The sequence below is a fragment of the Microbacterium sp. genome, from assembly GCF_031179285.1.
Lineage (GTDB): Bacteria > Actinomycetota > Actinomycetes > Actinomycetales > Microbacteriaceae > Microbacterium.
On sequence record NZ_JAPSHY010000025.1, the window covers coordinates 1 to 16,195 of the forward strand.

Annotated in this window: 17 protein-coding genes and 2 tRNA genes; 9 read left to right on the forward strand and 10 right to left on the reverse strand. The window is 68.1% G+C overall.

Features of this window, described 5'->3' with window-relative positions; genetic code table 11:
- Positions 1-41 precede the first annotated feature (41 nt).
- Positions 42-124 (forward strand) — tRNA-Leu (locus RIN18_RS13715).
- 61 nt (positions 125-185) lie between these two features.
- Positions 186-1,226 (forward strand): PQQ-dependent sugar dehydrogenase, encoded by a 1,041-nt coding sequence (locus RIN18_RS13720; RefSeq protein WP_309104542.1) that lies wholly within the window; start codon positions 186-188, stop codon positions 1,224-1,226.
- Between the two features lie 13 nt (positions 1,227-1,239).
- Here RIN18_RS13720 and RIN18_RS13725 read toward each other — a convergent pair whose 3' ends face one another.
- Positions 1,240-2,340, reverse strand: a complete 1,101-nt coding sequence (locus RIN18_RS13725) for a VIT1/CCC1 family protein (protein WP_309104543.1) — start codon at positions 2,338-2,340, stop codon at positions 1,240-1,242.
- Positions 2,341-2,512: 172 nt separating this feature from the next.
- A complete protein-coding gene (locus RIN18_RS13730) occupies positions 2,513-4,255 on the reverse strand; it encodes a DEAD/DEAH box helicase (RefSeq protein WP_309104544.1) in 1,743 nt (580 codons plus the stop codon).
- Positions 4,256-4,378: 123 nt separating this feature from the next.
- Between RIN18_RS13730 and RIN18_RS13735 the strand changes: the two genes are divergently transcribed.
- Positions 4,379-5,209: an SGNH/GDSL hydrolase family protein gene (locus tag RIN18_RS13735; protein ID WP_309104545.1), complete on the forward strand. Its 831-nt coding sequence runs from the start codon at positions 4,379-4,381 to the stop codon at positions 5,207-5,209.
- A gap of 20 nt (positions 5,210-5,229) precedes the next feature.
- Here RIN18_RS13735 and RIN18_RS13740 read toward each other — a convergent pair whose 3' ends face one another.
- The gene (locus RIN18_RS13740; protein WP_309104546.1) at positions 5,230-6,030 is read right to left on the reverse strand and encodes an RNA methyltransferase; all 801 of its coding nucleotides are present in this window, start codon (positions 6,028-6,030) and stop codon (positions 5,230-5,232) included.
- 125 nt (positions 6,031-6,155) lie between these two features.
- Between RIN18_RS13740 and RIN18_RS13745 the strand changes: the two genes are divergently transcribed.
- The gene (locus RIN18_RS13745; RefSeq protein ID WP_309104588.1) at positions 6,156-6,986 is read left to right on the forward strand and encodes a Sir2 family NAD-dependent protein deacetylase; all 831 of its coding nucleotides are present in this window, start codon (positions 6,156-6,158) and stop codon (positions 6,984-6,986) included.
- Positions 6,983-7,576 carry a histidine phosphatase family protein gene (locus RIN18_RS13750; RefSeq protein WP_309104547.1) on the forward strand — a complete coding sequence of 198 codons (594 nt, stop codon included), beginning with the start codon at positions 6,983-6,985 and terminating at the stop codon, positions 7,574-7,576. Before RIN18_RS13745 ends, RIN18_RS13750 begins: the two co-directional genes overlap by 4 nt.
- 12 nt (positions 7,577-7,588) lie before the next feature.
- On the opposite strand, the gene RIN18_RS13755 is transcribed toward RIN18_RS13750, so the two are convergent.
- The 3 genes from RIN18_RS13755 to pdhA are packed head-to-tail and all read right to left on the reverse strand — an operon-like array spanning position 7,589 to position 11,084.
- Positions 7,589-8,959, reverse strand: coding sequence for a dihydrolipoamide acetyltransferase family protein (locus RIN18_RS13755; protein WP_309104548.1), 1,371 nt, complete (start codon positions 8,957-8,959; stop codon positions 7,589-7,591).
- Positions 8,956-9,966, reverse strand: coding sequence for an alpha-ketoacid dehydrogenase subunit beta (locus tag RIN18_RS13760; protein WP_309104549.1), 1,011 nt, complete (start codon positions 9,964-9,966; stop codon positions 8,956-8,958). Before RIN18_RS13760 ends, RIN18_RS13755 begins: the two co-directional genes overlap by 4 nt.
- Before the next feature lie 2 nt (positions 9,967-9,968).
- The gene (gene pdhA / locus RIN18_RS13765) at positions 9,969-11,084 is read right to left on the reverse strand and encodes a pyruvate dehydrogenase (acetyl-transferring) E1 component subunit alpha (RefSeq protein ID WP_309104550.1); all 1,116 of its coding nucleotides are present in this window, start codon (positions 11,082-11,084) and stop codon (positions 9,969-9,971) included.
- Between the two features lie 170 nt (positions 11,085-11,254).
- Here pdhA and RIN18_RS13770 point away from each other — a divergent pair, with 170 nt between their 5' ends.
- Positions 11,255-11,728, forward strand: coding sequence for an Lrp/AsnC family transcriptional regulator (locus RIN18_RS13770; protein ID WP_309104551.1), 474 nt, complete (start codon positions 11,255-11,257; stop codon positions 11,726-11,728).
- Here RIN18_RS13770 and RIN18_RS13775 read toward each other — a convergent pair.
- On the reverse strand, positions 11,700-12,599 hold the full coding sequence (locus RIN18_RS13775) for an alpha/beta hydrolase (protein ID WP_309104552.1): 900 nt from the start codon (positions 12,597-12,599) through the stop codon (positions 11,700-11,702). The genes RIN18_RS13770 and RIN18_RS13775 overlap by 29 nt on opposite strands.
- A 68-nt stretch (positions 12,600-12,667) precedes the next feature.
- Here RIN18_RS13775 and RIN18_RS13780 point away from each other — a divergent pair, with 68 nt between their 5' ends.
- From RIN18_RS13780 to RIN18_RS13790, 3 genes are all read left to right on the forward strand, one after another.
- The gene (locus tag RIN18_RS13780) at positions 12,668-13,438 is read left to right on the forward strand and encodes an exonuclease domain-containing protein (protein ID WP_309104553.1); all 771 of its coding nucleotides are present in this window, start codon (positions 12,668-12,670) and stop codon (positions 13,436-13,438) included.
- A gap of 120 nt (positions 13,439-13,558) precedes the next feature.
- Positions 13,559-14,485, forward strand: a complete 927-nt coding sequence (locus tag RIN18_RS13785) for an AraC family transcriptional regulator (protein ID WP_309104554.1) — start codon at positions 13,559-13,561, stop codon at positions 14,483-14,485.
- 208 nt (positions 14,486-14,693) lie between these two features.
- A complete protein-coding gene (locus tag RIN18_RS13790; RefSeq protein WP_309104555.1) occupies positions 14,694-15,014 on the forward strand; it encodes a hypothetical protein in 321 nt (106 codons plus the stop codon).
- Between the two features lie 69 nt (positions 15,015-15,083).
- On the opposite strand, the gene RIN18_RS13795 is transcribed toward RIN18_RS13790, so the two are convergent.
- From RIN18_RS13795 to RIN18_RS13805, 3 genes are all read right to left on the reverse strand, one after another.
- Positions 15,084-15,344: a DUF6458 family protein gene (locus tag RIN18_RS13795; protein ID WP_309104556.1), complete on the reverse strand. Its 261-nt coding sequence runs from the start codon at positions 15,342-15,344 to the stop codon at positions 15,084-15,086.
- Positions 15,345-15,468: 124 nt separating this feature from the next.
- Positions 15,469-15,542 (reverse strand) — tRNA-Ile (locus RIN18_RS13800).
- A 41-nt stretch (positions 15,543-15,583) separates the two neighbouring features.
- Entirely contained in the window at positions 15,584-16,120 is a 537-nt protein-coding gene (locus tag RIN18_RS13805; RefSeq protein WP_309104557.1) for a gamma carbonic anhydrase family protein, read from the reverse strand.
- Positions 16,121-16,195 lie beyond the last annotated feature (75 nt).

The window sequence follows — 16,195 nt, forward strand, 5'->3', positions numbered from 1 at the left end:
GCTAGTCTCGTTCTTCGGTCGGCAACGATCATCCAACACCTGCGCGGGTGGCGGAATGGTAGACGCGCTACGTTGAGGTCGTAGTGCCCGTAAGGGCGTGGGGGTTCAAGTCCCCCTCCGCGCACAGAGTGAAGAAGGCCCTCGAGAGGGGGCCTTCTTCATATCCACGGGTGATCGGAGCCGCGATGTCCGGAACGAGACGCACACTCCTCGGGCCGCTCGCGGCCTGCGCCCTGCTTCTGGTGGGATGTTCCGCCGCTCGGAACGATCGCGCCACGCCGGCGGCGCAGGATGTGATCGCATCCGGGCTTGCGGCCCCCTGGTCGATCGTCTTCGCGGGAGAAGTCCCGATCGTCAGCGAACGCGACACCGGCGACATCCGTGAGATCCTCGCCGACGGCACCTCTCGTGTGATCGGAACCGTGGACGGCGTCGTGGCTCGAGGTGAGGGAGGGCTCCTCGGGCTGGTGATGGACGACGAGGCGCACCTCTTCGCGTACTCAACCGCCGGCGACGGCAATCGCATTCAGCGATTCGAGCTGATCGGGGATGCCGGGGAGCTCGCTCTCGGACGCGCGCAGACCATCATCGACGGTCTCCCGGCCGCCGGTAACCACAACGGCGGTCGGATCGCCTTCGGGCCTGACGGCATGTTGTACGTGACGGTCGGGGATGCCGGCTCTCCGGAGTCAGCACAGGACATCGACTCGCTCGGCGGGAAGATCCTCCGGCTGACGCCGGACGGCGGCGTTCCGGCCGACAACCCGTTCGCGGGGTCTCCTGTGTACAGCCTCGGTCACCGCAACCCGCAGGGCATCGCCTGGTCGACAGACGGCACGATGTATGCCTCCGAGTTCGGGCAGAACACCTGGGACGAGCTCAACATCATCGTCGCGGGCGGCAACTACGGCTGGCCCGAGGCCGAGGGTATCGCCGACGCTTCGGGGTACCTCGACCCGGTGCAGCAGTGGGCGCCGTCGGACGCGAGCCCGAGCGGCATCGCCGTGCACGACGACGCGGTGTACATCGCGAATCTCCGCGGCGAACGCCTGCGGGTCGTTCCGATCTCCTCGCCGACGACCTCGACGGAACACCTCACCGCGGTGCACGGTCGAGTGCGTGATGTCGTGGTCGCGCCGGATGGCACGCTGTGGGTGCTGACGAACAACACCGACGGGCGCGGCGAGCCGGCCGAGGGCGACGACCGAATCATCCGGGTCGGCTGAAGGCGCGTCCGGATCAGACCGCGCCGACGCCGAACACCAGCCCGAGGACATACGTGATCGCCGCGGCACCGAGCCCGATGGTCAGTTGACGCAGTGCGCGTTTGAGCGGCGGGCCGCCTGACAGGATCCCGACCATCGCTCCAGTCGACAGTAGCGCCACCCCGACGAGCACCAGCGCGACGATCACGGCTGTCGCGCCGTCCAGTCCGAACAACCATGGCAGCACGGGAACGATCGCACCCGACGCGAACAGCAGGAAGCTCGAGATCGCAGCGGTCCAGTCACTGCCGACCACGTCGCGGTCGCTGACGGCGGCGTGTGTTCGCACGGGGCCAGTCACCGAACCGCGCACCCCGGCTTGAGCTGCGGTGACGATCCGTCGGGCGCGGGCGAGCGCTTCATCCTGACCCATCCCTCTGGCGCGGTAGACGAGTGCGAGCTCGTTCTCATCGATGTCGAGGTCCGCCGCCGCGTCCGCCGCGTCCTCGTTCGCCTCGGTCGCCGCGAGCAGCTCCCGTTGCGAACGCACCGACACGAACTCTCCCGCGCCCATCGACAAGGCGCCGGCGAGCAGTCCGGCGATGCCGCTGAACAGCACGAAGCCGGAGCTCACTCCGGTGGCGCCGATCCCGAGCACGAGGGCGAGGTTGCTCACCAGGCCGTCGTTCGCGCCGAAGACGGCCGCACGGAACGACCCGGAGAGCCGACGGCGACCACGGGCCGCGAGCCCTCGTACGACCTCGTGGTGGATCTTCTCGTCGGCCCGCATGGCCGGTGTCGCGAACTGCTCGGCGTCGTACGGAGAACGCGCCTCGGCGCTCTGCGCGAGGGCCAGCACGAAGATCGATCCGAACCGACCGGCCATCCACCCGAGAAGGCGGGAGCGGATGCCGGCGCGGGGCAGCCGCTTCGGTTCGCCGCCCAGCAGGTCGAGCCAGTGCTGCTCGTGACGTCGCTCGGCGTCGGCCAGGCTCAGCAGGATCTCGCGCTCCTCCCCCGTCCGTCTGGCGGCGAGCTTGTGGTACACCGATCCTTCGGCGCGCTCCTCCACGAGGTACCGTGCCCAGCGTCGACGATCAGCGGGTGTGGACTCTGCTTCGGCAGGCGCGGTCATGGGGATCCTCCAGATGTGACGGAGCCGGCGGTGCGGGCAACCGTTCCACGCTAGCCGCGCCCTCGTGAGTCAAAGGCACCGCGTCATGGATTGCCAGCATTTCGGGAATCCGAACCGGCGGTGATCCGGCGGGTCAGGTCAAAGCGGGTGGCACCCAGGGGCGAGACCCTCGCTACGACCGAACGCGCTTGCGCAGCACGTCGATGCGCGACTGGAGCTGCGTGACGGTGGCCTGCGCGACGGCGGGTCCGCCGCAGATGCGCCGGAGCTCGGCGTGCACAGCCCCGTGCGGCTCGCCCTTCTGCCGCGCATAGAGGCCCACCAAGCTGTTCAGCAGCTGACGCTGCTCTTTGAGCGTGCGGTGAAGGGGCGCGGGGAGCGTCGTCGTCTCGGTGGGGTCCGCCTTCGCCTCCCGCTCCTGTCGCAGGCGCGACTGGCGCGTCTGGCGCTGCATCAGCAGCTCATGCACGTGTTCCGGTTCGAGCAGACCGGGGAACCCGATGAACTCCTCCTCCTCGGGCGTTCCCGGCTCGGCCAGCTGACCGAACTCCTTGCCCTCGAACACCACGCGGTCGAAATGGGCAACCGAGGAGAGAGCCTGATAGCTGAACTCCTGCGTCAGCGCATCGGAGGCTTCGTCTTCACGGTTGGCGCTGTCGAGCAGGGAGTCATCGAGACCCTCGTCGTCCTGGGACTGCCGGTCGAGGGCGTGGTCTCGCTGCTTGTCCATCTCGTTCGCGAGTCCCATGAGCACCGGGACCTGAGGAAGGAAGACGCTGGCAGCCTCGCCACGACGACGGGCTCGCACGAACCGGCCGATCGCCTGCGCGAAGAACAGCGGCGTGGAGGAGGACGTGGCGTAGACGCCCACGGCGAGACGCGGAACGTCGACCCCCTCCGACACCATCCTCACCGCCACCATCCACCGATCCTGGCTGGCACTGAATTTCTCGATGCGCTCGGACGCGGTGGCATCGTCGGAGAGCACGACGGTGGGCTGCTGCCCCGTGAGGCGGTGGAGGATCTTCGCGTAGGCGCGAGCGACCGTCTGGTCCGTCGCCAGCACGAGCCCACCGGCATCCGGCACGTGGTGCCGGATCTCCGTGAGACGACGGTCGGCGGCCGAGAGCACCGCCGGCATCCATTCGCCTTCCGGGTCCAGTGCCGTGCGCCACGCCTGGGACGTGACGTCCTTCGTGTTGTCCTGTCCGAGGTGGGTCTCGAGTTCGTCACCCGATGTCGTGCGCCACCGCATCTTCCCGGCGTACATGTGGAAGAGGACGGGACGCACCACGCCGTCGGCGAGGGCCCGGCCGTAGCCGTAGTTGTAATCGGTGCGCGAGACGCGGGCGCCGGATTCGTCGGGGTGGTACTCGACGAAGGGAATCGGCGCTGTGTCGCTGCGGAACGGGGTGCCCGACAGCAGCAGCCGTCGCTTCGCCGGCCCGTACGCATCGCGGATCGCATCGCCCCAGCTGAGCGCATCGCCGCCGTGATGCACCTCATCGAGGATGACGAGGGTCTTCGCGTCCTCGGTCAGATGCCGATGCACCGACGACTTCGCGGCGACCTGCGCGTAGGTCACCACCGCTCCGTGATAGTGGCGAGCCGGCGCCCAGTGGCTGTTGCGGAAGCGCGGGTCGAGTCGGATATGGACACGTGCCGCAGCATCCGCCCACTGGGTCTTCAGGTGCTCGGTCGGCGCGACGACGATGACACGGTTGACCTCGCCCATGCGCATCAGCTCGACAGCGAGGGTCAGGGCGAAGGTCGTCTTGCCGGCGCCGGGTGTCGCCGCCACGAGGAAGTCGCGCTGATCCGCCTGGAAGTAGGCGTCCAGGGCCTCCCGCTGCCAGGCACGCAGCTTGTCGGCTGTCCCCCACGGGGCGCGCTGCGGGAAGGACGGAGAGAGCATCGACTCAACGATAATCGGTGTCGGCGACATCCGACGCGTGGCGTCGCTGCCCCGTGCACCAGCGAGTAGGCTCTGTCACTGCGCCGTGGCCACCGCCGCGCGCCGTTCGCGAAGGAGAGCTGGATGACCGAGCAGGATTCGACTCGGACCCCCCACGCAATCGACGCCACGACCCACCCCTGGCGTCGCTTCGTGGCGATCGGCGATTCGTTCACCGAAGGAATCGGCGACCCCGATCCGGCCGTGCCGGGCGGACACCGCGGGTGGGCTGATCGGGTGGCGGAGGTGCTCGCCCGGCAGGTCGACGACTTCGCCTATGCCAACCTCGCGGTACGAGGCAAGCTCATCGCACAGATCGTCGCCGACCAGATCGAACCGGCCATCGAGCTGCACCCCGACCTCATCTCGATCTGCGCCGGCGGCAACGACGTGATCCGCCCCGGAACCGACCCGGACGCGATCGCGCTGCAGCTGGAGGACGCCGTGTCACGTCTCGCTTCCACCGGCGCGGCCATCGTGCTGTTCACGGGAATCGACACCGGCTTCACCCCGGTGTTTCGTCCGTTCCGCGGCAAGGTCGCCATCTACAACGAGAACATCCGAGCGATCGCCGATCGACACGACTGCATCGTCGCCGACCAGTGGGCGCTGAAGGTCGTGCAGGACATGCGCTTCTTCGATGACGATCGGCTGCACTTCAACTCGCTCGGGCATCACGAGGTGGCTCGGATGGTGCTGCGTGCACTGAACGTGCCGAATGACCTCACTTCGATGTCACCCGAACCGCTTCCGGTGCGCACGTGGCGTGAGGCGCGCGCCGAGGATCTCGGGTGGGCGCGCGAGCATCTCGTGCCGTGGGTGCTTCGACGTCTGCGGCATCAGTCATCCGGCGACAACGTCGCCGCCAAGCGCCCCGCCCCCGCGCCGATCGTCTGGTCCGCCGACGCCGACTGACCTCGCCATGACCTGATCTCTCAGGTCTTCAGAGCCCACAGCGCGACAGCCGCGGCAGACGCGATATTGAGCGAGTCGACTCCGCCGACCATCGGGATGGTGACCACGGTGTCTGCCGCTTCCAACGCGTGTCGAGACAGACCGTCGCCCTCCGAACCGAGCACGAGCGCCACGCGCTCCGGCCGGCTGGCTGCGTAATCGGCGAGGTCCTTAGCGTCGTCTGCGAGTGCGAGTGCGGCGATGTCGAACCCGGACGACCGCAGGTCATCGATCGCGTCGCCCCACTCCCCGATCCGCGTCCAGGGCACCTGGAACACGGTGCCCATGCTGACTCGTACGCTTCGTCGATACAGCGGATCCGCGCACCCCGGCGACACCAGCACGGCGTCGGCGCCGAGACCTGCCGCCGCGCGGAACGCGGCGCCGACGTTGGTGTGGTCACCGACGTCCTCCAGGACGAGGATGAGCCGAGCCCCGCCGATGAGCTCGGCCACCGGCGGCAGCCGAGGCCGGTGCATCGACGCGAGAGCGCCGCGATGCACGGCGAAACCGGTGACGCGCTCGGCCACCTCGTCCGGGACGACGTACACCGGCACCGTGGCGCTGCCGAGGATCTCACGGATGCCGTCGACCCACCGACGCTGAACCATGACGGAGCGCGGCCGGTGACCGGCGGCGCAAGCGCGTTCGATCACCTTCGCGGATTCGGCGATGTAGAGCCCTCCCGCGGGTTCTGTGACACGGCGCAACGCGACATCGGTGAGCGAGCGGTAGTCGTCGAGCCGGGGATCGTCGGCCTCATCGACGTGCACGAGTTCCATGGCCTCCACTGTGCCATCCCGCGACATCCGCTTCGCACCGGGCCGGGTGGGTCGCGCGGCGTCCGCACCGCGCCGTGTGGCCGTCGAGGCGTCGTAGACTCGCTCGGGGAGGTCCCGTGACCACGATGACAGACGAAGAGCTTCACGCTCGCATCGTCGAATCCGCGAGCATTCTTCGCGGGCATCGGATCGCGTTGCTCACGGGAGCCGGTGTCTCCACCGACTCCGGGATTCCGGCGTACCGTGGCGAGGGCGTGCGCACCCGCAGCGACCCGATGACGATCCAGACCTACCTCGGCGATGAGGCGGCGCGGCGCCGGTACTGGGTGGGCGGACACCTCGGCTGGCGTGCATTCGCGAGCGCGTCACCCAACCGCGGGCATCTCTCACTCGCTGAGATGGAGGCCGCCGGTGTCGTCACCGGCGTGATCACGCAGAACGTCGACGGGCTCCACCTTCGTGCCGGAAGCTCGCACGTCATCGAGGTGCACGGCACGATGCGCCGCGTATTCTGCCTGCACTGCGGGCAGGTGTTCGACCGCCGGGATGTCGCGGTGCAGATCGAGGAGGCGAACCCCTGGATCGCTGTGCCGGAGAACGTCGCGCTCGCGCCGGACGGCGACGTCCTCCCCGAGAGCACCGAGGGTTTCATCATTCCGACCTGCACGGTGTGCGACGGCATGCTCAAACCGGACGTCGTCTTCTTCGGCGAATATGTGCCGCAGGACCGCTTCCGAGCCGCCGAATCGCTGCTTCGCGCCAGCAGCGCCTTGATCGTCGCCGGATCCTCTCTGGTGGTGAACTCCGGGGTGCGCATCGTCGAGCGCGCTCGCCGACGCGGCATCCCTCTCATCATCGTCAACCGCGAGCCGACTCGCGCGGATGCCTGGGCGGATGTCACGATCGCCGGCGGCACGAGCGACGTGCTCCCCGCCCTTCAGGAACTGCTGGCATGACACTTCTCACCCTCGTTCGTCACGGGCAGACCGACTGGAACCTCGCGCGCCGCATCCAGGGCACCACCGACATCCCCCTGAACGACACCGGCCGGGCCGATGCACGGCGCGCCGCCGAGGAGTTGTCCTGCACCACCCATCACGCGATCTACTCGAGCCCGCTGCTGCGCGCCCGGGAGACCGCCCAGATCATCGCGGACGAGCTCGGACTGGTGCCGTCGGCCGTCGTTCCCGACCTTCGAGAGCGCGAGTTCGGCGACGGCGAAGGCATGCTCGTCGCCGACTACATGGCGGCATACGGCGACTGGCATGCCGAGGTTCCCGGTGCCGAATCCCTCGACGAGGTCTGCGTGCGCGCGATGGCGGCGCTGCACGCGATCGCCCGCGATGTGCGTCGGCGCTCGGCGCCGGCCGCGGAGTCCGTGATCGTCGTGACCCACGGCGGGGTCATCCGCTCGCTCATCGATCACGCCTCCGGTGGGACGCTTCCTCTGGTCGGTACGCCTCTCGCCAACGGCTCCGTGCATCGGTTCGAGGCGTCGCCCGGAACCCTGCGCCTGCTCGAGGCCGCCGCTGTCCCTCTGCCCTGAGCTCAGCTCAGCTCAGCTCAGCAGCATCGCCCGCCCCGGCTGCTCGAGGATGTCGGCGACGTCCTTGAGGAAACGCGCACCCTCCGCACCGTCCACCAGCCGATGGTCGAACGACAGGCTCAGCGTCATCATCTGGCGAAGGGCGATCTCGCCGCGGTACTCCCACGGCTGACGGCGAACAGCACCGACAGCCAGGATGCCCGACTGACCCGGCGGAAGGATCGGCGTGCCGGCATCGACACCGAAGACGCCGATGTTCGAGATCGAGAACGTGCCGCCGGCGAGTTCGGCGGGCGACGTCTTCCCGGATCGAGCGGTCTCGGCGAGGTCGCGAAGCGCGTCGGCGAGCTGAGGCAGGGTGAGTCGCTGCGCATCGCGGATGTTCGGCACGATCAGCCCGCGATCCGTCGCCGCGGCGATGCCCAGATCGACGAATCGATGCTGCACGATTTCTCCCGCGGCCTCGTCCCATCGTGAGTTCAGTCCGGGGGTGCGCCCGAGGGCGAGGCACACCGCCTTCGCGACGACCGCAAGCGGTCCGATGCGATGCGCGCTGAGGGCGCGGTCCTCGCGCAGCGAGGCGAGCAGTTCCATCGTCGAGGTCACATCGACCGTGTGGAACACGGTGACGTGGGGCGCGGTGAAGGCGCTGTGCACCATGGCCGCCGCGGTGTGCTTGCGGACCCCGCGGATCGGGATACGGATTTCGCGCTTCTCCGGTGCGAGCGCCGCCGCCGTCAGCGGTGCGGCAGGTGAAGTGACCGCATCCCTGTGCTCGGCCTCGGCGGGTGCCCCGATCGAGCCGACCCTGGCCGCGTAGGCGTCGACATCGGCTCGGGTGATGACCCGGTCGCCGACCTCGGCCGCGACGAGCACCAGGTCGATTCCGAGTCGCTTGGCGTGGGCCCGCACCGGGGGCGTGGACCGCGGCCGCTCGAGCGCGGTCTTCACGGTTGGGGCGGGCGCGGCGTCGTGAGGTGCCGCTTCGAGCACAGCCGTGTCCGACGCGGCGGCGGCGACCGTAGTCGTCCGTCTCGCTCGTCTGGCAGGTCGCGAGGATGATGAGGGGGCGGCTCCGTATCCGACGAGGTTCGGCTGCGCCTTCTCCTCCCCCTGCGCTGACATCGCCGGAGGCGGCTCCTCGCCTGCCACATCGAAGTCGATCAGCGGCGCACCGACGGCGATCGTCTGGCCGGCCTCGGCGTGCAGCACCGAGACGGTTCCCTCGTACGGGGACGGCAGCTCCACGACCGCTTTCGCCGTCTCGACTTCCGCGAGGGTCTGGTTCAGAGCGACCGCGTCACCGGGGCCGACCAGCCACTGCACCACCTCGGCCTCGGTCAGCCCCTCGCCGAGGTCGGGCAACCGGAACTGCGCGTTCATGCTTCCGCTCCTGTCAGACTGTGCGGCCGATCGAGCACGCGGTCGACGGCATCGAGAAGGCGATCGAGATCCGGCAGGTGGAACTTCTCCAGCTTCGCGGGCGGATAGGGGATGTCGTGGCCGGTCACTCGGAGGGGCGCGGACTCGAGGTACTCGAAGCAGCGCTCCGTGATGCTCGCGATCACCTCGGCGGCGACTCCCGCCTCTCGAGAAGCCTCGTGCGCCACGACGACACGGCCCGTCTTTCGGACGGACGCTGCGACGGAGTCATAGTCGACCGGTGAGAGCGAGCGCAGATCGATCACCTCGATGGATGTGCCCTCATCCGATGCGGCCTCGGCCGCCTGTAGCGCTGTGGTCACCATGGCGCCGTATGTGATGAGCGTCGCATCCGTGCCCTCGCGCAGCACCCGCGCGAGGCCCATCGGGGGCGCGTCCGCGAGCGAAGCCTCCAGGTCCACCTCGCCCTTGTGGTGATACAGCCGCTTCGGTTCGAAGAAGATCACCGGATCATCCGAGGCGATGGCCTGGCGGAGCGTCCGGTACGCATCCTCCGGGTTCGAGACCGCGACGACCCGCAGTCCTGCGGTGTGAACGAAATACGCTTCCGGTGACTCGGAGTGATGCTCGGCGGCGCCGATCCCGCCGGCCCATGGAATCCGGATCGTGATCGGCATCTTCACGCGTCCCTGCGAACGGTAGTGGAGTTTGGCCACCTGGGCGACGATCTGATCGAAGGCCGGATAGACGAAGCCGTCGAACTGGATCTCGACCACCGGCCGGTATCCGCGGAACGCGAGCCCCACGGCGGTGCCGACGATGCCGGACTCGGCCAGCGGCGTGTCGATGACTCGGGAGGCCCCGAACTCGTCGAGCAGACCGTCGGTGATGCGGAACACTCCCCCGAGTTTGCCGATGTCCTCGCCGAGGAGCACGACGCGGTCGTCGTCGCGCATCGCCTGACGCAGGCCCGCGCCGAGAGCTTTGCCCAGGGTGAGCTCGGTCATCGTCACGCCTCCCCGTCGAAGGAGGAGATGTAGGCGGCGTACTCGCCGCGCTGACGTTCGAGACCGGTGTGCGGTTCCGCGTACACGCCGTCGAACACGGCGAGGGCGGGGCGGGTGACCATCCCGAGGCAGGCCGCGCGCATCTGCCCGGCGACCTCGTCGGCTGCCATCTGTGTCTCTGCGATCTGCTCGTCGCTGAGGTTCCCTGACGCGCGAAGGTGCGCCTCGAGACGGGCGATCGGATCACGCCCGCGCCAGGCTTCCAGCTCGGCGCTGTCTCGATACCGCGTCGGATCATCCGCCGTGGTGTGGGGACCCATACGATAGGTGACCGCCTCGATGTACGCCGGCCCCTTGCCCGCTCGGGCGTGGGCGAGCGCCCATCGCATCGCCGCCATGCACGCCAGTACGTCATTGCCGTCGACGCGGAGACTCGGGATGCCGAAGCCGGGAGCGCGTCCGGCGATGGGATAGTGCGATTGCACTGACACAGGCTCGGAGATCGCCCAGTGATTGTTCTGGCACACGAACACGACGGGTGCCTGATACGAGGAGGCGAAGATCATCGCCTCGTTCACATCTCCCTGGCTGGTGGCACCGTCACCGAAATAGGTCACCGCGACCTCGTCGGTGCCCTCGTGACGGATACCGAGGGCATAGCCCACCGCGTGCAGGGTCTGCGCGCCGATGATGATCTGAAGCGGAGCGACGCGCAGTGCCGCCGGGTCATGACCCGCGCCCTCTTCGCCGCGCCACATGCGCACGTAGTCCGCGGGAGCTGCGCCGCGCGCGTAGATCACACCGGTCTCGCGGTAGCTGGGGAACACATAGTCCTGCGGCGCGAGCGCGCGAGCGGTGCCGATCTGCGCCGCCTCCTGCCCCTGACACGGGGCCCAGAGACCGAGCTGGCCCTGGCGTTGCAGCGCCACGCCCTCCGAGTCGATGCGGCGCAGGATCACCATATCCCTGTGCAGTGCGCGCAGCTGATCGGCGTCCACGTCCTGGACGTGGGGGTCCAGCTGAGGGTTCGAGATGCGGGTACCGTCCGGCGACAGGATGCGCTCGGTGAGTTCGAGGTCTTGCTCGGTGTCGGCGATAGGCGTGATCTGCGGTGACATCATCGTCCTCCAAGTCTCAGCAGCCCTCGTGAGGCGCTGAACGCTGCCGCCGGCGTCGTCACCGGCTTGCTCCGAGGGTACGTCTGTTCATCACCTCGCTCAAGCAATCAAAGCAGCCTTGAGCATGTTGCTCAGTTTCGTCGCCGTACCGCCTGCTAGTGTTTGGCACTATGCCTGGACTTGACCGCATAGATCTCGAGCTCCTCGCCGCACTCGCCGACGACCCGCGCATCACCATCGTCGCCCTCGCCGAAAGCCTCGGCCTTTCGCGCAACACCATCCAGGCGCGGATGACGCGTCTGGAGCAGACGGGGGTTTTCCTGTCGTATGAGCGCTCGTTCTCCACCGACGTCATCGGCTTTCCCCTGCAGGCTTTCGTGAGCATCGGCGTACGCCAGACGGAGCTCCCGCGGATCATCAGCGAACTCGCCCGCATCCCGGAGATCGTTCAGGCGCACGGACTGAGCGGATCGGTCGATCTGCTCGCGAGGGTCGCCTGCCGCGACGCGCGTCACCTGTTCGACACGGACGCGCGCATCCTCTCGATCGAGGGTGTCGAGCGCACCGAGACGTCGCTCGCGATGGGCGAGGTGATCCCGTTCCGCGTCGCCGGGCTCATCGGTCTCGCTCGACGGGAACCCTGAGAAAGCGTCGGATCGCGCCGGCGGCTTCGGCCGGCGTCTCATAGTGGATCAGGTGCCCGACGCGGGCGATCTCGACCAGCGTGGCGTCATCGAAGAGTGTCACCAGTTCCCGCTGCGCTTCGATGGGTGTGATGTCGTCCCGGTCAGCGGCGACGAGCAGGGTGGGCGCCGTGATGGCGGGGGCGAACTCCCGCACGTCGTGCGAGACGCTCGCCACGAAGGCGTCGTGCAGAACGTCGCGATCGGAGAAGCGCGAGAAATAGGCGTCGTGCTGGCCATGGATGAAGCGACGCAGCGCAGGATCCCGCGTCTTCGCCATCGTGATGCTCATGATCCGCACGATGAGACGATTGCGAAGCAGAGCGGTACCTACGCGCTCCGGCAATCGGGCGCCGAGCGCGTAGTAGAGCACGGCGAGTCGGGTCATCACGCCCTTCGGGCCCGCAAGCGCCGGAGCGCCGATCGGATTCAGCAGGATCAGGTGGGAGGTGGCCAGCCCACCGGCAACGGCGGCGGAGGTCACGATCGATCCGAAAGAGTGCCCCAGGATCGTCGCACCCGGGGCGACAGCTGCTGCGAAGTCGGTGAGCCAGGCGGCATACTCGTCCAGATCGTGGCGACGGCCGGGGGTGGGCGCGGTTTCTCCGAAGCCCGGGAGGTCGGGAGCGATCACCCGCACCTCCGGAAGGAAGGCGAGAACCGGTTCGAGTCCGTGATGATCCCCGCGGAAGCCATGGACGGCGATGACCGTCGTCTCCGCCTCAGCGGGACCGTACACCCAGTAGGCGGTCGTTCCTCCGCGAACGGCCACCTCACGTCTCTGCACAGGAAGTCTGCTGAGACGCTCGTCGTAGGGCGAGGGGACGGTCATGCTCCGAGTCTACGGAGTGCTGCCGCAACGGAGCCCACGGTGTCGGCACCCGGTCCTACGGTGGCGTCATGCCCCTCGCTCCCACCCCGCCCACGTGGCTCACCCGCGTCGGCGTCTTCGATCTCGAAACCACCGGAGTCGACGTCACCGCCGACCGTATCGTGACCGCGCACGTCGGCGTCCTCGACGGAAGCGGGCGTGAGATCGCGGCGCGGTCGTGGCTCGCCGACCCCGGCATCCCGATACCTGACGCTGCCGCTTCGATCCATGGGGTGACGACCCAGCACGCTCGGAGCGATGGTCGGCCCGCCGCTGCCGTGGTGGCCGAGATCACGGCTGCGCTGCGCGCGCTGCTCGCTCTGGGGGTGCCCATCGTCGCGTACAACGCTTCCTACGACTTCTCCCTGCTGACGCACGAAGCCGTCCGCCACGGAGTCACTCCGCTGATCGATCCCTCCCCCGTGATCGACCCCTTTGTGATCGACAGGGCATTCGATCGCTATCGTCCGGGCAAACGGACGCTCGGGGTGGTGGCCGCTCACTACGCCGTGCCCCTCGACGATGCGCACGAGGCGTCGGCGGATGCTGTCGCCGCCGGCCGCGTCGCGCAGCAGCTCGCGCGGCATTTCGACATGCCGGGTTCTGCACGCGAACTCCACGCGCGGCAGATCGCGTGGGCGCGGTCACAGGCCGAGAGCCTCACCGAGTACTTCGTACGAATCGGAAGGATCGAACGGCAGGAGACCGTCGACGGCCGATGGCCCGTGCGGTTGCCCGCTCACGGCGCAAGGTCGCCCGGACAAGACGGATCTGCTGGTATCGAAAGCCGACGCCCTTGACACTGTGGATCGCGTTCGGGTAACAATCTCCTCGCTACGGTGGACGCTGCCCATATCAGTGTCAGGAACGTCGGATATTCTCCTCGAATGCCCGATCACGGGTGAGAGAGGAGCTCGAGAGTGCGTTTTCGGTCACGCGACCTCGCGCGCGTCGAGACGACCTGGCGGGAGTTCGTTCCTTCGGCCGTGCTCCACAGCGTCGACCCGCAACGGTTCCGGTTCGATTGGCACTCCGAGCAGATGGAGGCCGCAAGCCTGGTGCGCTACGAACTCGCCGCAGAGGTGCGTTCGACCGCCGAGCCGCACGATCAGCTGCTCGCCTGCCGCGTCGACGGCGCGGACGCGCGCGTCTGGACCGACAAGGGCGATGTCGATGCGCGGTTGCCGTGGCTTTCAGACGGAACGCGGGTGCACGCCCGTTGGGATCGAAGTGCCACAGTGCGTGCCCTGATCTTCGATCGGCGCGAAGCAGAGCGGATGGCACGCCAGATCACCGGCGACGACGGGCTGCTCCTGCGCGCGGCCGAGCCGAGCGACGCTCCGGCGATCGGTCAGCGCTGGGAGCGGATGTTCGATTACCTCGAGACCGCACTGGCGGACCTCGGGCCCGCCGATGCCATCCTGCGCGCCGAATTGGAGCGGCACGCGCTCGTCGTCACCCTCTCCGCGTTCGCTACCACGTTCCGCGACCGTGTCGGCTCGCCCGCCCGCAACGCCGCCGCTCCGGCAACGGTGCGACGGGCGCTTGTCTTCATCGAGGAGAACGCCCACCGCCCCATCACCGTCGACGATGTCGCTGCCGCCGTACACATCTCGACCCGCGGGCTGCAGTACGCGTTCCGCCGGTCGCTGGATCTCACTCCTGTGGAGTACCTCCGGGGAGCTCGGCTGGAAGGAGCCCATCGTGATCTCCGCGCCGGGGACCCGGCACCGATCGCGACGATCGCTCGACGATGGGGATTCGCCCATCCGTCCCGGTTCGCGGCAGCCTATCGAGCGGCATACGGCATCACCCCCGCGCAAGCATCAGGGCGACGAGGACGATGACACTACGCGCACAGAATAGTGGCGCTCACGGCGCGTCCCGTCCCTGACGTCGGGCGGCCACTTCCGCGGGCCGTAGATTCCAATCAGGCGCAGCGAATCGCGTGGTTCGGCCCCCTTCGCCACCGCTTTCAGCCTGAGGAGAACCGTGCAGAAATCTCGACATCAACCCGCGTTCGCATTCGCGCCCGACCGAAGGAGCAGCTGAACGGTGGGACGGCTGTACTACGGGGCCGACGAGGCACCCCCCATCCAGATCGATGATCGGGCACTCGCCCATCTCAAGATCGTGATCGCCACCAAGCTTCGCCGCAATGAGAGCTTCACGCTCTCGTGGCGGCATCCAGAAGGGGACGCTCCCGGACGCTCGACCATCTGGTTGCACCCTTCGATCCCCCTGCGATTCGTGTTCCAGGAGCCCGAGCCGCCCGAACTGAGCCGGCAGTGGATCGAAGACTTGGCCCATTCCGCGAACTCCAGCGGCGGGATCATGCTCGTCGAGGAGCATCTGGAGGCATCTGTCCCCGTGTGACAACGGACGCACAACAGAGCGAGCTGCGACCCGAGGGCGCAGCTCGCTCTGTGTATCAGATGACGAGTGTCAGATGACGTCGTCGTTCGTCGAGCTGACCGTCCGCCGCGACAACGGCTCTCCGGTGGCCGGGTCCACGCTCGTGCGCGTCACGGCCTCGGTGCGGCGGCGGCGGGCGAGCAGCACGATCCCGATGAGGAACACGACGACGCCTGCCCCCATGAGGATGTAACCCACCATGTCGAGGTTGACGAACTCGACTTCCACGTTGACGGCGAACACAAGGATCGCCCCGATCACGAAAAGTACGACTCCAGTGCCGATGCTCATGGTGTCCCTCCCGATTCGCGCAGCACGGGCGCTGCGATGCCTCAGATTCCCCTAGGTCGAACGAACCGGCAAGGGGGTTGACACGCTCCGCAGCCGCTCCCGCGGGCATCCGAGCGACGAAATGTGGGGCGGGCGGGACTTGAACCCGCGATCGTTGGGTTATGAGCCCACTGCCTTGACCAGCTTGGCCACCGCCCCGGAGCCTCCAGCCTAGCGGCGAGGAGCAGCGTTCGCCGAGATCAGATCGATGTGGCAGCGGCGTGGGCCTGCGCGTGCCGGAGGTAGATGCCGGCGTTGGCGAGGAGTCCTGCCCGCTCCTGCTCGGTGAGCGGCCTTCGCACCTTCGCCGGGACACCTGCGACGAGCGACCCATCAGGAACGATCGTCCCGCCGATCACCACTGCGCCGCCCGCCACGAGGCAACCCCCGCCGATGACCGCTCCGCTGAGGATCACCGCCCCCATCCCGATCAGAGAGCCGGCGCCGATCGTGCAGCCGTGGATCACGGCATTGTGACCGACGGAGACATCCTCACCGATGGCGACGGGGTGATCGGCGTCGACGTGAACCGAGACGTTGTCCTGCACGTTGCTGCGCTCGCCGATCCTGATCGACGCGGAATCACCCCGCAGCACGGCGTTATACCAGACGCTCGCTCCGTCGGCGAGATCGACGTCGCCGACGATCCTCGCTCCGTCCGCGACGAAGACCCCGTCGGCGATGTGCGGGACACGGCCTCGCAGGGCGATGACGGATGCTCCGGACGCGATGCTCATAACGCGAGACTACCGTCGCACTCCCGGAATTCCGCGTGATTCCGGGGCGGTTAGCCCAGGCTCAGCTTGCTTGCG